Annotated in this window: 11 protein-coding genes and 1 pseudogene; 5 read left to right on the plus strand and 7 right to left on the minus strand. The window is 69.6% G+C overall.

Features of this window, described 5'->3' with window-relative positions:
• Nucleotides 1–197 precede the first annotated feature (197 nt).
• Nucleotides 198–398, plus strand: a pseudogene (locus ACQR3U_RS08045) (ISL3 family transposase); the annotation flags it as partial.
• Between the two features lie 350 nt (nucleotides 399–748).
• On the opposite strand, the gene ACQR3U_RS08050 reads toward ACQR3U_RS08045, so the two are convergent.
• Both ACQR3U_RS08050 and ACQR3U_RS08055 read right to left on the minus strand, forming a co-directional pair.
• Nucleotides 749–2,593 (minus strand): siderophore-interacting protein, encoded by a 1,845-nt coding sequence (locus ACQR3U_RS08050; protein WP_230810293.1) that lies wholly within the window; start codon nucleotides 2,591–2,593, stop codon nucleotides 749–751.
• Nucleotides 2,594–2,682: 89 nt separating this feature from the next.
• Nucleotides 2,683–4,260, minus strand: coding sequence for an AMP-dependent synthetase/ligase (locus ACQR3U_RS08055; RefSeq protein WP_230810294.1), 1,578 nt, complete (start codon nucleotides 4,258–4,260; stop codon nucleotides 2,683–2,685).
• Nucleotides 4,261–4,427: 167 nt separating this feature from the next.
• On the opposite strand from ACQR3U_RS08055, the gene ACQR3U_RS08060 reads away from it, so the two are divergent.
• On the plus strand, nucleotides 4,428–5,705 hold the full coding sequence (locus ACQR3U_RS08060) for a LuxR C-terminal-related transcriptional regulator (RefSeq protein WP_230810295.1): 1,278 nt from the start codon (nucleotides 4,428–4,430) through the stop codon (nucleotides 5,703–5,705).
• Nucleotides 5,706–5,744: 39 nt separating this feature from the next.
• Here the strand turns inward: ACQR3U_RS08060 and ACQR3U_RS08065 are convergent, their stop codons facing one another.
• Complete coding sequence (locus tag ACQR3U_RS08065; protein WP_064061571.1) at nucleotides 5,745–7,523, minus strand: cutinase family protein; 1,779 nt, start codon at nucleotides 7,521–7,523, stop codon at nucleotides 5,745–5,747.
• Nucleotides 7,524–7,856: 333 nt separating this feature from the next.
• Here ACQR3U_RS08065 and ACQR3U_RS08070 point away from each other — a divergent pair, with 333 nt between their 5' ends.
• The 3 genes from ACQR3U_RS08070 (at nucleotide 7,857) to ACQR3U_RS08080 (ending at nucleotide 10,669) form a co-directional block, all read left to right on the plus strand.
• A complete protein-coding gene (locus ACQR3U_RS08070; protein WP_006550372.1) occupies nucleotides 7,857–8,942 on the plus strand; it encodes an S-(hydroxymethyl)mycothiol dehydrogenase in 1,086 nt (361 codons plus the stop codon).
• A complete protein-coding gene (locus ACQR3U_RS08075; RefSeq protein ID WP_006550373.1) occupies nucleotides 8,939–9,574 on the plus strand; it encodes an MBL fold metallo-hydrolase in 636 nt (211 codons plus the stop codon). Before ACQR3U_RS08070 ends, ACQR3U_RS08075 begins: the two co-directional genes overlap by 4 nt.
• A 72-nt stretch (nucleotides 9,575–9,646) precedes the next feature.
• A complete protein-coding gene (locus ACQR3U_RS08080) occupies nucleotides 9,647–10,669 on the plus strand; it encodes a CobW family GTP-binding protein (protein WP_230810296.1) in 1,023 nt (340 codons plus the stop codon).
• A gap of 48 nt (nucleotides 10,670–10,717) precedes the next feature.
• Here ACQR3U_RS08080 and ACQR3U_RS08085 read toward each other — a convergent pair whose 3' ends face one another.
• The 4 genes from ACQR3U_RS08085 to ACQR3U_RS08100 all read right to left on the minus strand — a co-directional run bounded on the left by ACQR3U_RS08085 (nucleotide 10,718) and on the right by ACQR3U_RS08100 (nucleotide 14,969).
• Nucleotides 10,718–12,139, minus strand: a complete 1,422-nt coding sequence (locus ACQR3U_RS08085; protein ID WP_230810297.1) for a DEAD/DEAH box helicase — start codon at nucleotides 12,137–12,139, stop codon at nucleotides 10,718–10,720.
• Between the two features lie 223 nt (nucleotides 12,140–12,362).
• Nucleotides 12,363–12,776 carry a molybdenum cofactor biosynthesis protein MoaE gene (locus ACQR3U_RS08090; RefSeq protein ID WP_006550376.1) on the minus strand — a complete coding sequence of 138 codons (414 nt, stop codon included), beginning with the start codon at nucleotides 12,774–12,776 and terminating at the stop codon, nucleotides 12,363–12,365.
• Nucleotides 12,769–13,767, minus strand: a complete 999-nt coding sequence (gene moaCB / locus ACQR3U_RS08095; RefSeq protein WP_024101436.1) for a bifunctional molybdenum cofactor biosynthesis protein MoaC/MoaB — start codon at nucleotides 13,765–13,767, stop codon at nucleotides 12,769–12,771. The genes ACQR3U_RS08090 and moaCB overlap by 8 nt, the downstream gene beginning before the upstream one ends.
• Nucleotides 13,764–14,969: a molybdopterin molybdotransferase MoeA gene (locus tag ACQR3U_RS08100; protein ID WP_039957738.1), complete on the minus strand. Its 1,206-nt coding sequence runs from the start codon at nucleotides 14,967–14,969 to the stop codon at nucleotides 13,764–13,766. Before ACQR3U_RS08100 ends, moaCB begins: the two co-directional genes overlap by 4 nt.
• Between the last annotated feature and the right edge of the window lie 4 nt (nucleotides 14,970–14,973).

Consider the following 14,973-nt stretch of genomic DNA (forward strand, 5'->3'; position numbering starts at 1 on the left):
TATCTCGTTCGGCAGCTCTATCCACTCATCGTCCAGACGCTGCAGCCTCGACGCCAAACGACCGCCGCTTGACAGCAAGTCAATAGGAGTGTCGCAGTTGAGGGGGTGGGTGGCTGAGCGCGTCGGTCGCCGGATGAAAGTCGAGGCCTTCCGATGATGGAAGTTCTCACACTGACCATCCGCCGGAAGACCTCGACGTGCACCACGCTACCTTCGCGCCCCCCGACCTGACCGTCTTCTGACACCTCGACGAGCTCGGTCTTGTGGCCGTCGGTCAGCTGCTCGAGCCGGATCGCGCGGTGATCGAGTGCCGCGTCGCCGAGCCGGACCCGTGGTGCCGGGGATGCGGTAGCCGGGCGCTCTCGCGCGGGACGGACACGCGGCGTCTCGCCCACGAGACATCCTCGCGTTCTTCGACCGGACCGGCACGTGCAACGGCCCGACCGGGACCGTCAACGGGTGCCTGGAGCGCCTCCGCGGCTCGGCCCTGAACTTCCGGAACCTGACGAACCTCATCCGGTCGAGACGGCTGAGGAAGGCTCCGCCTCGGTGCGCCTGGTGGACACGCACGCTTCGAATGGCCCTGTGGCTCGCGACCATCCGTGCCAGCGCTGGGGCAAGTTTCGACAAGCCTCCCGCTAGGTCCACCGTTCGGAAGACATTCCTCGCGGGAGACTTCCTCGCAGCAGCTCTTCTCGTCGTTCTGCAGCGGCCCCGCGCGTCGCGAGGCCGCTGCATTCTCACGATCTCAGCCCGCCGAGCCGGTGGACGTGTACAGCGTCATGCCCCAACCCACCGTCGTGCGCTCGGGTTCCGCGAGGCCGGCTGCCTCGAACAGTGCCAGGTGGTCCTCGTGCGTACGACCACCGCCGCCGCTGAGTGCGAAGTCGATGAGATCGTCCTCGTAGTCGTGCTCACCGGCGATGTCGTCGAGCACAGTGCCGAAGACGAGGACCCGGCCGTCCGGATTCAGTCCCGCCGCCGCCTGCTGCAGCACGTGCACGGCGTCGGCATCGGGCAGTTCGTTCAACCGCCCGGTCAGCAGCACCGCGTCGACCGGTTCGGGGCGGGTTTCGAGCATGCTGCCCGGCGTATAGGCGACGCGCTCGTGCTCGCCGTGGACGCGACGCAGGACCTCGATCTCCGACGGCGCGGCCACCACGGTCGCCCGTACCGACGGATTCGCCGTGACGAGGGCGTGGGCGTAGGAACCGGCGGCCTCACCGGAGACCGCGATCGTCGAGACATCGGAGGGCACCTTCGCCGCGAGGGCACTGGCGAAGTAGACGGCCATTTCGGCTTCCTGCTCGTACCGATCCGTCAGGAGAGCGGTGTCGTCTGTGACGCGCTGCGCGAAGCTCTTGCCGAACCGATGTGCGTCGTCCCCGCGACCCGTGCGGACGGCAGCGAGCAGTGCGAGCATGCCCGCCAGTTCCCGCTGCGCGTGCACACCGTCGAGTCGCAGTTCCTCGAGGTGGTGGTCGTCCTCGAGTTCACGGCCGACGCCGGTGAGCCGGAACCGGCCCTCGCCCAGATCCTCGGCCACCCCCACGGCGACGAGGTAACGGAGAAGTTTGCCCAGACCGGTGCGGTCGGTCCCTGTCTTGGCCACGAGTTCGTCGAGGGTGCGCGGCGACGCGTCGAAGGCCGTCGCCAGTCCGATGGTCGCTGCGACCCGCAGCGCGAAACCCGGTGCGATCTCGGTCAATTCGTCGAAACGGTCGCGTTCGTCCTCGGTCGTCTCGAAATCGGGCAGGGAGGCGTCGGCCTCCGACACCGCGACTTCCTGACGACGCCAGTAGCCGGTGACCTCCACCTGTTCCTTCGGCAGGCCCTTCTCATTGCGCAGCCACCGCCGGATCGAGGTGAGCGTGAGGGCCTCACCGGCCACCCACGCGAAGACCGTGCCGTCCCACCACTCGGCGGCCCGGAGGGCATCGAACAACAGGGTGGTCGTGCCCGGCTCGGCGCCGTCGCGGCTCAGCCAGGTCAGCTCCACACCGGCGGGAACGGGAAGATCCTGCCGATTCGAGTCGTCGGCGATCTCGACGAAGATCCGGCCGCGTGCACCCTCCGGCCAGTTCTCGAGCCAGCGCCCGATGGCCGGCAGCGCCGTCTCGTCGCCTGCCACGAGCGTCCAGTCCACGCCCTGCGGGTGTCCGGCCGACGACTTCGGTCCGGCGATCTGGATGGTCTCACCGGGTTCCGCGCGGTACGACCAGCTCGACGCGGGACCCACGCCGTGGCGCACGAAGTCCACGTCGATCTCGCCGGCGACCGGATCCCAGCGCCGGACGGTGTAGGTGCGCATGAGCAGCTTCGGATCGCGCGGCCAGTTCACCACGCCGTCGGCCTGGGTGGGGCCGAGGGCCTCGTCGAGTTCGGGATGCTTGAACATCAGCTTGAACTCGTCGTCCACACCGTCGGACCGGAACGCCTCCACCGGGAATCCGTTCGGCGCGACGTGCGCCCGCAACTGTTCGCCCCCGAGGGTCACCCGCCGCATCCCGGGGCTCACGTCCGTCACGCGGAGCACCTTCAGGTACCGCGTGGTGATCGGGAAGACCTCGAGGGGGCGAAGACTACGGGCCATGGGTGCGTTCTCCTCGGCAGGGGATCGTGGACGGCGGAACGACCGGTCTCTCCGCCCGCGCGGTGACCTGCGTTTAGGCGAACCTTACTTCAGAGGGCATCCGTCTGCCGCGACCCGTCCTGGCCCGCGCGACGACCGTTCGCGTACATCTCGTCGACGAGACTGGCGTACCGGGCGAGCACGCGATCCCGGATCGGACGCCCGGCCGGGTCGAGATCGTCGGTCTCCAGCGGCTCGCTCACCGTGACGAAACGGCGGATGCGTTCCCACGGATCCGATCGGGCGTCGAGCTGTTCCAGCGCGGCCGCGACGACCGGTTCCGGCGCGGTGGTGAACACGAGACCGACGCAGTACGAGCGCAGCTCCCCGGCCACGACGAGTTCGCTGCCCGGACACATCCGGCGCCAGCGGTCGGCGAGCGCGGTGGGGCCGACGTACTTTCCGGTGCTGGTCTTGAAGGTGTCCTTGCGGTGCCCTGTCACGACGACGAATCCGTCGGCGTCGATCTCGGCGAGATCGCCCGTGTGGAACCAGCCGTCGGCGTCGAGCGCGGCGGCACTCTCCGCGGGATCGTCGTGGTAACCGGTCATCACTCCGGGACTCCGAATGAGGAGTTCGCCGGTGTCGGCGATCCGGACCTCCGTGCCGCGCAGTGGTCGGCCGACCGTGCCGGGGCGGTGCGCGCCGAGCAGGTTCGCGCACGACGGTCCGGAGGTCTCCGTGATCCCGTAACACTCGAGCACCGGTACACCGAGCTGCTCGAACCGCCGGGCGACGTCTTCGGACAATCGCGCCGATCCGGAGACGACGAAGCGGAGCCGACCCCCGAGCTCGTCCCGTTCCAGCCGGGCGATCTTCTCGAGCACGTGCGGGACCGATCCCAGGAAGGTCGGCCGGACCGTGCGCAGATTCGCGGTGACGCGGTCGGCGCGACCGTCGACGGCGGTGCTCACACCTGTGTGCATGGCCATGAGCAGCAACGACCGGCCGAAGACGTGCGCGAGCGGCAACCACAGCAACTGACGGTCGGACGACGAGATCATCCCGGTCTGCGCGACGGCACGGGCGCCGTAGGTCGTGCCCCGGTGGGTCAGGCACGCGCCCTTGGTGCGGCCGTCCTCGCACGCCGTGTATATCAGCGCGGCCTCGTCGTCCGGGGACAACGCCGCGATCCGTCGCTCCACGACGTCGGGGTCGGTGCGCAGCAGACGGCGCCCTTCGTCGGCGAGCTTGTCGAGTCCGTCGATGCCCAGGACGTCGGTGGCGGCGACCGGCCGGTCGGCGACGGTGAGGACGGTGTGCGCACGCCGGATCTGCGACCGCACCTCGTCGTCGCGGGTCGCCGGGTAGATCGGGACGGTGACGCCGCCCGCGCACGCGATCGCGAGGTCGGCGACGACGGTCCGATAACAGGTCGTCGCGCAGATCGCGACCCGCGATCCGGCTCCCACACCCCGACCGATCAGTCCCGCCGCGAGGTCGAAGACCTCGCGGCGTACGTCCGTCCACGTCGAAGGACGCCACCGTTCACCGTCCGGGCACAGGTAGGCGACGGAGTCGGGGGAGCGGGACACCCGGTCGAGCAGCAGACCCGGCACGGTCGCGGGGAACCCGTCGCGACCGTCGATCGCGGTCGCGGTGCCCGTCGTCGCGCGGGGGTCCGCCACTGTTCGTAGCACCTCCCACGGACGAGGAATCGATGTCGCCCCAGTGATCGGAATGTTACCGCCGGCCGGGGTCCGAGGGGCCGAAGTGGCGCAGTACGCGATGCGCGCGTCGGCAGGGGCCGGGGCTCCTCCGGGAAGGCGCCGGTGGACGCCGATATCGTGGGCATGTGAGTCCCGCTGCCCGTCGCCCTGAGGTCCTGATCGCCGAGCTGCGCGACGTCCTCACCGGTCCGCTCGCGGAGATCGCGCAGCGATTCTCCACCTATGTCGACGACCTCGCTCCGCACAGTGCCCTGGTGATCTTCACGAGGGAATGCACCGGCCGGCCGCGGAAGGTGGCCGGCGACCCGTCGATCGTCGACCGGGTGACCATCGCCGAGCTGGATCGGGTGCGGAACGACCTCGCCGCGGGGGAGATCCGCCGCGGCAGCTTCCGTCTCGCTGGTCGCGATCGTGAGGTGTGCGCGATCCTCGACAGCACCGACACGCTCCTGGTGTTCGTGCCTCGCGGGGCCCGGGCCACCTCCGCGGCCCTCGTTCTCGTGCGGGCGGCGTTCGGCGTGGTCGCGACCGGCATCCGGTTGCAGGTGCACACCGCCAGCCCGGCATATCTCGCGGAATCGCGGGCCGCCTCCGCGGAGCGGGCCCGAACCGTCGCCGAGCTCACCGAATCCCATGCCGTGACCCTCGAGACGATCCTCGCGACCCTGCGGTCGAAGGATCTCGACGACACCCGTGCCCGGACCACGGCGCGGGAGACGGCGACCGAGGCCCTGATCGGCCTGCGATCGGCGGTGGACCTGCACCGCGAACTCGCGGAGGAGGCACTGACCACCGCGTTCGCGCGACTCCACGGTGAACTGCGCGATCTGGTGCGGCACCGCCCGCTCGAACTGCAGATGGTCGCTCCGCCGGTGGGTGGACGGGGACTGCCCGGCGAGGTCGCGCACGCGGCCCGCGCGATCGCCCGGGGCGCCGTGCTGGCGATGTCCGGTCAGACCGACGTGACGCGGGTGCGCGTCGCGTGGACCTGCGACGACTCGACCCTGCTGGTGGACGTGCGTGACGACGGCAGCGGCGAGATCGACGTCGTCGAACTCGGGCGCCAGCTCCGCGACCGCGTCGAAACCCTCGGCGGTGGAATCGATTCCGAGTCGACCCCCGGCTGGGGCACACGGATCGCGGTGAGCTTCCCGCTCGACCTGCCGATCGCTGCGACGGACGGACCCGCTCTCGATGCGCTCGCCGCGCTCGCGCCCCGGGAGATCGAGGTCCTCGAACATCTCGTGGCCGGACGGCGCAACCGCGTCATCGCCGAACGTCTCGGCGTGAGCGAGTCGACGGTGAAGTTCCACGTGGCCGGCGTACTACGAAAACTCGGCGTCAGCACTCGCGGTGAGGCCGCGGCTCTCGGTGCAGAGGCCGGGGTCCGCGCCGCGGGCTGACGCCGAGTTCTCGGTCGGCGGGTGGCCCGTCGAGGACGGTCAGGCAGCCGGTGCCGGCGACGTGGTCGTCGGGGCGACGGTCGTCGTGGGCGTTCCGGAGGAGGTGGTCGACCCGGCGCCCGTGGTGGTCTCGCCCGTGGCCGGAGTCGTGGTCTCCGACGGGGTGGAGACCGGAGCCGTGGTGGTCATCGGGGTGGGCGTGGCTGTCGTCACGCCCGCTTCGGGTGCAGGCGGGGCCACCGGTGCAGCGGGGTCGCCTGCGGGAGCCGGGACAGCGTCGACGGGGGTGGGCACGCTGCTGTCGGCGACCGTCGCATCGTCGGTCACAGTCGAGGACGGCGAGGTCTCCGGCGTGGTGGACGCCTCGGCGGTCTCGGCCTTCGCCGTCTCCTCGGCGATCATCAGCACCGCGGCCTTGTCGACCTTGTTCGCATCGACCGCGTTGCCCTCCTTGGCCTGGCGGGCCAGGTGCTCGAGCCAGGCGGCGGCGTACTCGACGGTGGACGTGCCCTTGCCGTCGATGTCGTCGTCCCAGTAGTCGAAGTGGTGCCCGTAGTGGTCGTCGTTCTCACGGTCGTAGCCGAAGGTCTGGTCGTACGGGTCGGCAAGCACCACCGCGAGGGTGTTCTGGTTGCTCCGGATGAACCCGACGACCTCCTTGACGATCTTCTCCGGCAGGTACGCGAGGTTCGACAGACGCTCCGCGGGGATCGGCGCCTCGGCACCGTCCTCACGGGTGGCGCCGGAGTCGGCGTCGGCAGCCACAGGCGTGGTGGGGCGGGCGGCGGGATCGTAGCTCGGGTCGGAGACCTTGATCAGCACCTCGAGGAAGGTCTCGTCCGACCGCATCCAGTCCGGATTCGCCGAGATGTCGGCGAGGGCGAGCAGCGCGACCCGGCCGACGACCTGGGCCAGGTCGGCGCCGGTCGCGGGGGTCAGTCCCTCACGCTCGAGGGCGTCGCCGTTGACCTGACGACCCACGTTCGCGAGCAGTTCGATGAGCGCGATGTTCTCGGGTGCCGAGCACGTGAAGTCGCCCTCGGAGCAGAACGAGGCGACCTTGCCGGCGAGATGACCGAAACCACCGTTCGTGTCGGGGAGGACACCGCGTCCGGAAACGGCGTCGCTGCCCGGCTGGTAGGGGCGATCGAAGCCGTCGGGGTTCGTGCCGTTTTCCGCGCCGGGGAAGAAGCCTTCTCCGGCCTCGCGGCCCGCGTCGGAGAGGATGACCACGCCGCTGACGGCGTCGGGATCGATGATCTCCCAGGAACCGTCCTCGCTCTGCTCCTGCGCACCGATCTGCATCGCGGCGCGGCGCGCGACGTCGGCGCCCTCGCTGAACCCGACGATGGCGAACTGGGTGTCGGGGCAGGACCGCCGGATGGCCTTCATGACCTCGATGGTGTTCTCGGCGCCCTTGTTCACGGCGTTCTCGTAGCTGGCGAGGTCGGCCGGGTACTCGATGTAGATGGCCGCGTAGCCGTCGCCGGCCTCGTGGTTCTCGAGCGGTGCGCTGATGACCGGCTCGACCCAATGGCTGCGGTAGGCGCCCTGCTGGGCGGCGGGAAGGCGGTTGCCGTTCTCGTCGACGAGCATCTTCGACTCGTCGCGAGGGATGTCACCGCGACCGCCGATACCCAGGCTGACCATGTCGTGACATTCGGTGGTCTTCGCCAGGCCGGCGAGGTACGGGTCGGCAACGGTGGGGGTGTCCTGTTGCGGAAGCACGATCGCGGCCGCTGCCACGACTCCGAGCGCGGTGGGGGCGAAGACGCCGGCGAGAATCCGCCGACGCGACAGCGACTTTCGAAGTGCCATGGGCCTCTACCAATCCGTTTCTGACCGAGGAATTGCCGGCCCGCCGAAGTGCGGCGGGTCGTAACGGATTTCGTGAAGGTCGCTCGCAGCGTTACATCGACACGGGTTTACCGAGGTGGCGACGGAGAAATGCAGGCGCGAACACCGAGCCGCGAAATCCAAGGGAAATGCGCCAATCGGACAATTCGAGTTCGCCGCTCAGCGACTGGCCGTTCGGCTGGGTCGGGCCCGCCGAACGATCAGGAGCAGAGCGCCGCGGGAGTGGCTAGGGTCGGAATCACCGGAAGTCGGAAACACCGGATACTGCCGGTCGCATCACGAAACGGAGACAGCATGTCGCAAACAGTCCGCGGAGTCGTCGCTCGCTCGAAGGGAGCGCCTGTCGAGGTCGTGCCCATCGTGATCCCCGATCCCGGCCCCGGTGAGGTCGTCGTCGCGATCGCCGCGTGCGGCGTGTGCCACACCGATCTGCACTACCGCGAGGGCGGCATCAACGACGAGTTCCCGTTCCTGCTCGGCCACGAGGCCGCCGGTGTCGTCGAATCCGTCGGTGAGGGCGTCGACTCGGTCGCCGTGGGCGACTTCGTCGTCCTGAACTGGCGCGCGGTGTGCGGCCAGTGTCGCGCATGCAAGCGCGGTCAGCCGCAGTACTGCTTCGACACCTTCAACGCCACCCAGAAGATGACACTCGAGGACGGCACCGAACTCACTCCGGCGCTGGGCATCGGCGCGTTCGCCGACAAGACCCTCGTCCACGCCGGTCAGTGCACCAAGGTCGACCCGAGCGCCGATCCGGCCGTCGTCGGCCTGCTCGGCTGCGGTGTCATGGCCGGTCTCGGTGCCGCCGTCAACACGGGCGGAGTCACCCGCGGCCAGTCCGTCGCCGTCATCGGCTGCGGCGGTGTCGGCGACGCCGCGATCATGGGTGCGCGCCTGGCAGGTGCCGTCACGATCATCGCCGTCGACCGCGACGACAAGAAGCTCGAGTGGGCCACCGACCTCGGTGCCACCCACACCGTCAACTCCAGCGGGGTCGACGCGGTCGAGGCGATCAAGGAGCTGACGGGCGGTTTCGGTGCGGACGTCGTCATCGACGCGGTGGGCAGGCCGGAGACCTACAAGCAGGCCTTCTACGCCCGCGACCTCGCCGGCACCGTCGTCCTCGTCGGTGTACCCACCCCGGATATGACCCTCGAGATGCCGCTGATCGACTTCTTCTCGCACGGCGGCTCGCTCAAGAGCTCGTGGTACGGCGACTGCTTGCCCGAGCGCGACTTCCCGACCTACGTCGACCTGTACCAGCAGGGACGCCTGCCGCTCGAGAAGTTCGTCACCGAGCGCATCGGCATCGACGACGTCGAGAAGGCGTTCGAGACGATGCACCGCGGTGAGGTCCTGCGTTCGGTGGTGGTCCTGTGAGCACCTCGCCGATCCGCGTCGACCGGGTCGTCACGTCGGGCACCTTCGCGCTCGACGGCGGCGAATGGGAGGTCGACAACAACATCTGGCTCGTCGGCGACGACTCCGAGGTCGTGGTGATCGACGCCGCGCACACCGCGCAGCCGATCATCGACGCCGTCGGTGGACGGAAGGTCGTGGCGATCGTGTGCACGCACGCACACAACGACCACATCACCGTGGCGCCGGAGCTGTCCGAGAAGCTCGACGCGCCGATCCTGCTCAACCCGGCCGACGACGTGCTGTGGGAGATGACCCACCCGGGTGTCGCGCACGGCACGCTCGAGGACGGGGAGCGGATCCGGGTGGCCGGAACCGACATCCAGGCGATCGCCACGCCGGGTCACTCGCCGGGTTCGACCTGCCTGTACCTGCCGGAAGCGGGTGAGCTGTTCACCGGCGACACCCTGTTCTCCGGCGGACCGGGCGCGACGGGCCGCTCGTTCTCGGACTTCCCGACCATTATCGGGTCGATCCGCGACAAGCTGTTCGTCCTGCCCGCGGAGACGAAGGTGCACACCGGTCATGGCGACGGCACCACGATCGGCACCGAGTCGCCGCACCTCGAGGAGTGGATCAAGCGCGGCAGCTGATGCTGCCGGTGCGCGGTTCCGGCGGCGGTTGCCGTCGGAACCGCGTACGAGCGCACGGCTAGTCTCACCACCATGGCGAAGAAGCAGATCCCGGTGATCGTGGTGGCCGGATTTCTCGGCGCGGGGAAGACGACGCTGCTCAACCACCTGCTGCGCAACACCCGCGGTGCGCGGATCGGTGTGATCGTCAACGATTTCGGTTCCGTCAACATCGATTCGATGATGGTGGCGGGGCAGGTCGACTCGATGGTCTCGCTGAGCAACGGATGTCTGTGCTGCGCAGTCGATGTCAGTGACATGGACGCGATGCTCGACAAGCTCGCCCACCGCTCGTCCGATCTCGACGTGATCGTCGTCGAGGCGAGTGGACTCGCCGAGCCCCGCAACATGATCCTGCTCGTCGCCGGTTCGGAGAATGAATACGTCTCCTACGGTGGCCTCGTGCTGGTCGTCGACGCGGTGGAGTTCGACGCGACCGCCGAGCAGCATCCCGAGCTCGAACAGCACGTGGCGCTCGCCGATCTGGTGCTGATCAACAAGACCGACCGGATCGACGGTGAGGCCCACGACGATCTGCTGACGCGCCTGTGCCGGCTCAACTCCCGCGCCGCGGTCGTCTCGACCGATCACGGTCGCATCGACCCGGCGTTGCTGTTCGACATCCCGGAGCGGCCGGGTCCGCAGCCGGGGGAGCAGCTCACCCTCGACCGGTTGCTCTACGAGCAGGACGACCACGAGCACACCCATCTGCACGACGGCTACGACGCGATCACCTTCGAGTCAGCAGATGCACTGCACCCCCGCGTGCTGGTCGATTTCCTCGAGAACCAGCCCGCAGGGGTGTTCCGTATCAAGGGATACGTGCGAGTCGCTGCCGGACTGGACACCGGCACCTATCTGTTGCACACCGTCGGCGACCACATCAGGTTCGAACCGGCGGGTCGCGGCGACGACGTGCCCGACGGGACGCAGCTCGTCGTCATCGGGGCCGATCTCGACTCCGACGACGTACGCGAGCGACTACGCCGCTGTGTGCCGACCGAACCGGTGTCCGCGGACGCGATGTACGCGATACACCGATTCACGCCCCGCTGAGGCGGAAGGCCGATTCATCCCGCTGAGGCGGAAGGCAGGCCCTTCGGCTCAGCGAGCGGCGGAGGTACGGCGCTGGGGACGACGACGGCCACCGGTGGCAGCTGCGGCGCCCTGACCGGCCGAACGCTGACCGCCGGCCGCGCGCTGCCCACCCGAGGAGCGCTGACCACCGGCGGAACGCTGTCCGCTCGACGAGGAACGCTGACCCGAACCGGAGCCCTGGCGGGGAGCCGACGAACGGCGGCTGCCGCCGTTGCGCTGTGGACGCGACGGCGCGGAAGCCTGCTTCGGTGCCGGCGCGACGTACGGCGCGATCTCGCCGACGAGCTTCAGCACGTGCTCGGAATCCGCCGTCACCTTGATGGGGGTGACGTCGATGGCGGCCTTGCGCATGATGGCCGCGAGATCCCTGCGCTGGTCGGGTAGGACGACGGTGACGACGTCGCCGGTGCTGCCGGCGCGGGCCGTGCGACCGGAGCGGTGCAGGTACGCCTTGTGCTCGGCCGGGGGATCGACGTGCACGACGAGTTCGACGTCGTCGACGTGGACACCACGTGCGGCGACGTCCGTCGCCACGAGCACCCGCGCCTCACCCGACGAGAACGCGGCGAGATTGCGGTCGCGGGCGTTCTGGGAGAGGTTGCCGTGCAAGTCCACCGCTGGGATGCCGGAGTCGGTGAGTTGCTTGGCGAGCTTGCGGGCCTGATGCTTGGTGCGCATGAACAGGATTCGGCGACCGGTTCCCGATGCGAGGGTGCGGACGAGGTCCTTCTTCGTATCCATGCCCGCGACGTCGAAGACGTGGTGGGTCATCGCGGCGACGGGGGAGGTGGCCTCGTCGACCGAGTGCATGACCGGGTTCTTCAGGAACCGCTTGACGAGCTTGTCGACGCCGTTGTCCAGGGTGGCCGAGAACAGCAGGCGCTGACCGTCTTTCGGTGTCGCCGTCAGGATGCGGGTGACGCCGGGCAGGAAGCCGAGGTCTGCCATGTGATCGGCCTCGTCGAGCACTGTGACCTCGATGTCGTCGAGCGCCACGAACTTCTGGCGCATGAGGTCCTCGAGGCGGCCCGGGCAGGCGATGACGATGTCGACGCCGCGACGGAGGGCCTCGACCTGGCGCTTCTGCGACACGCCGCCGAAGATCGTGGTGACCTTCAGACCCGACGAATGCGCGAGCGGTTCGATGGCCGCGGCGATCTGGGTCGCCAGTTCGCGGGTGGGAGCCAGGATCAGGCCACGCGGACGGCCTGCCGCCCGGGTGCTCCTGCCGGCGAGGCGAGCGGCGAGCGGGATCGAGAAGGCCAGGGTCTTACCGCTACCCGTGCGTCCGCGTCCGAGCACGTCACGACCGGCGAGGGTGTCGGGGAGGGTGTCCACCTGGATGGGGAAGGGGCTGGTGATCCCGGCGTCGTTCAGCGTGGCGACGAGCGGGCGGGGCACCCCGAGATCGGAGAAAGATGTGGTCATGGAACAGCGCTGCCTTTCGATGCGGCGTGTGTGCACTCGACGGACCGTGTGCCCGTGGTGCTGTGCGATCGCCGCAAGGAAGGCCGGTGCATCTGTGCGTACTGCATCTGTGCATGCGGGCCGGGCACGATCCCGGGCCGCCGGTATCCCACGACGGTGGGCGTCGTCGTGACGCCCGAACCATGTCACCCTACCGCACGGGGTGCGTCAGTCCCTGATGTGACTACAGACCCACCCACTCCGAGGCACCCTCGGTGAAGTGCTGACGCTTCCAGATCGGCACTTCGGCCTTGATGCGTTCGACCAGTTCGGCGCAGGTGGCGAAGGCTTCTGCGCGGTGTGGGGCGGCGACCGCCGCGACCAGCGCGAGATCGCCGATGGTGAGATCGCCCACTCGGTGCACCGCCGCGACCGGGAGCCCGGACTTCGCCGCGACGTCCTCGCAGCACCGCCGCAGGAACGCTTCGGCATCCGGATGTGCCTGGTACTGCAGCGCGGTCACCGACTGTCCACCGTCGTGATTGCGGACGACACCGGTGAAGAGCACCACCGCACCGTGTTCGGCGCCTGCCACCGCGGCGTCCACCGCTGCGGGATCGAGCGGTTCCGAGGAGATCCGGGCCAGTAGTTCACTCATGAGCGCCGCCTCCTGCGACTTGTGCCAACAGATGGTCGAGGATCGGGTCGAGGGCGGCGAGACCGTCCTTCACCCCGCCGGGCGAGCCGGGCAGGTTCACGACGACCGTGTGGCCGACGAGACCGGCGACGCCGCGCGAGAGCACGGCGTGCGGGGTGGCCTCGAGTCCGCGCTGCCGGATCGACTCCGCGATGCCGGGCAGTTCACGATCGAGCAGGGCGAGAGTCGCTTCGGGGGTCGCGTCGGTCGGCGACGCCCCGGTTCCGCCGGTCGTCACGACCAGGGCAGGGCCCGGACGGACCGCGTCGGCGAGACCGGCTGCGATGTCGGCGTCCGCGTGGACGAGGGGACCGCGGACCGCGAATCCCTTGTCCTCGAGCCACGACCGGATGAGCGGTCCGGTGCGGTCCTCGCGGGTGCCCGCGGCGACACCGGTCGACGCGACGACCACGGCGGCGGAGCGTCCGGTCTTCTCCACGGGCTGTTCGCCGGCCCCGGGGGTCCCGTCCCGGCCGGGTGCGTCGTCACGGGTCCAGTGGCCGCGCTTGCCGCCCTCCTTGGAGATCAGCCGCACGCCGTCGAGAACGGCGGCCGGATCCACGGCCTTGACCATGTCGTGCAGGGTCAGGCCGGCGACGGCGACCGCGGTGAGCGCCTCCATCTCGACTCCGGTCGGGCCCTTGGTCTTCGCGGTGGCCTCGATCGTGATCGAGGTGTCGGTGAAGTCGAACATCACCTTCACCGACGACAGCGCCAGCTGGTGGCACAGGGGGATGAGCTCCCAGGTGCGTTTCGCCGCCGCGATGCCGGCGATGCGGGCCGTGGCCAGGACGTCGGCCTTGGGCATGTCGTCGGCGCGGACGAGCGCGACCACCTCGGGAGTGGTGACGAGTTCGCCTGCCGCCACGGCGATCCGTGTGGTGTCGGTCTTCGAGGAGACGTCCACCATGCGGGCGCGTCCCTGGTCGTCCAGGTGGCTGAGGTCGGTCACAGGATCCGTACTTTCACGAGGTCTCCGGCTTCGAGGGAGGTGGTGTCGGCGGGGATGTCGAGGAGCACGTCGGCGGCGGCGAGTCCGGCGACGAGATGCGACCCGTGCCCGCGGAAGGGGGTCACCCCCTTCTCGTCGAGTCGCCCGCGCAGGAACTGCCGGCGTCCCGGGATCGACGTGAGATCCTCGGTGAGCGGCAAGCTCTCGCACACGACGGGCGGATAGCCGGCGGCGGCCCGCAATGCGGGTCGCGCGAACACCTCGAACGAGACGAGCGCGCTGACAGGATTGCCGGGGAAGGTCAGGATCGGCACGCCGTCGACCACGGCGGTGCCCTGAGGACCGCCCGGCTGCATCGCCACCGAGACGAACTGCCCGCCCCGCGGCGCGAGCGTGTCCTTCACGACCTCGAAGTCGCCCTTCGACACTCCGCCGGAGGTGAACACGACGTCGGCGACGCCCACGGCATGTTCGAGCATCGTCACGAACTCCTCCGGATCGTCGTGGCAGTGGTCGATGGTCACGACGTCGGCACCGTTGGCCGACGCGCTCGCAGCCAGCGCCGGTCCGTTCGAGTTGAAGATCTGGCCCGGCCCGAGTTCGCTCCCGGCCGTGACGAGTTCGCTGCCGGTCGAGATGATCGCGACCCGCGGCCGTGCACGGACGGGGATCGAGGTGAGGCCGACGGCGGCGAGCGCGGCGATGTGTCGGGCGGCGAGGACCGTGCCCGCGGGAAGCAGCAGATCGCCCTTGCAGACGTCGGTTCCCGCCTCACGCACGTAGGCTCCGGGCGTGACGCTGCGCTCGACGGTCACGCTGCCGGCGCCGTCCGAGTCGGGGGTGGTCGCACGGGTGTCCTCGACCGGGACGACGGCGTCGGCGCCGTCCGGGACGGGAGCGCCCGTCATGATCTTCAGCGCGTGCCCCGGTTCGAGTGCCGCGACGGTGTCGCCCGCGGCCAGCACGCCCTGGACGGGCAGGTCGGCGGGGGTCGACGCGAGATCGCCGGCGCGGACGGCGTAGCCGTCCATCTGGGAGTTGCGGAAGGGTGGCAGGTCCAGCGGCGACTCGACGTCCTCCGTGAGGGTGCGGTGCAGCGCGTGCGCGAGCGGCACACGCAACGGGCTCTTCTTCCGCAACGGGTCGAGCAACGCCGCCACGTGCTGTTCGTGTTCCTCCACGGACCGCCTGCCGCTCGTCATGCCG

Source organism: Rhodococcus sp. IEGM1339 (genome assembly GCF_050321925.1).
GTDB classification, from domain to species: domain Bacteria; phylum Actinomycetota; class Actinomycetes; order Mycobacteriales; family Mycobacteriaceae; genus Rhodococcus; species Rhodococcus pyridinivorans.

Bases quoted from the DNA above. Each gene is read 5' to 3' on its own strand.
- ACQR3U_RS08050 (WP_230810293.1), bottom strand. From the start codon at position 2,593: ATGGCCCGTAGTCTTCGCCCCCTCGAGGTCTTCCCGATCACCACGCGG.
- ACQR3U_RS08065 (WP_064061571.1), bottom strand. From the start codon at position 7,523: ATGGCACTTCGAAAGTCGCTGTCGCGTCGGCGGATTCTCGCCGGCGTC.
- ACQR3U_RS08070 (WP_006550372.1), top strand. From the start codon at position 7,857: ATGTCGCAAACAGTCCGCGGAGTCGTCGCTCGCTCGAAGGGAGCGCCT.
- ACQR3U_RS08080 (WP_230810296.1), top strand. From the start codon at position 9,647: ATGGCGAAGAAGCAGATCCCGGTGATCGTGGTGGCCGGATTTCTCGGC.
- ACQR3U_RS08085 (WP_230810297.1), bottom strand. From the start codon at position 12,139: ATGACCACATCTTTCTCCGATCTCGGGGTGCCCCGCCCGCTCGTCGCC.
- ACQR3U_RS08090 (WP_006550376.1), bottom strand. From the start codon at position 12,776: ATGAGTGAACTACTGGCCCGGATCTCCTCGGAACCGCTCGATCCCGCA.
- ACQR3U_RS08100 (WP_039957738.1), bottom strand. From the start codon at position 14,969: ATGACGAGCGGCAGGCGGTCCGTGGAGGAACACGAACAGCACGTGGCG.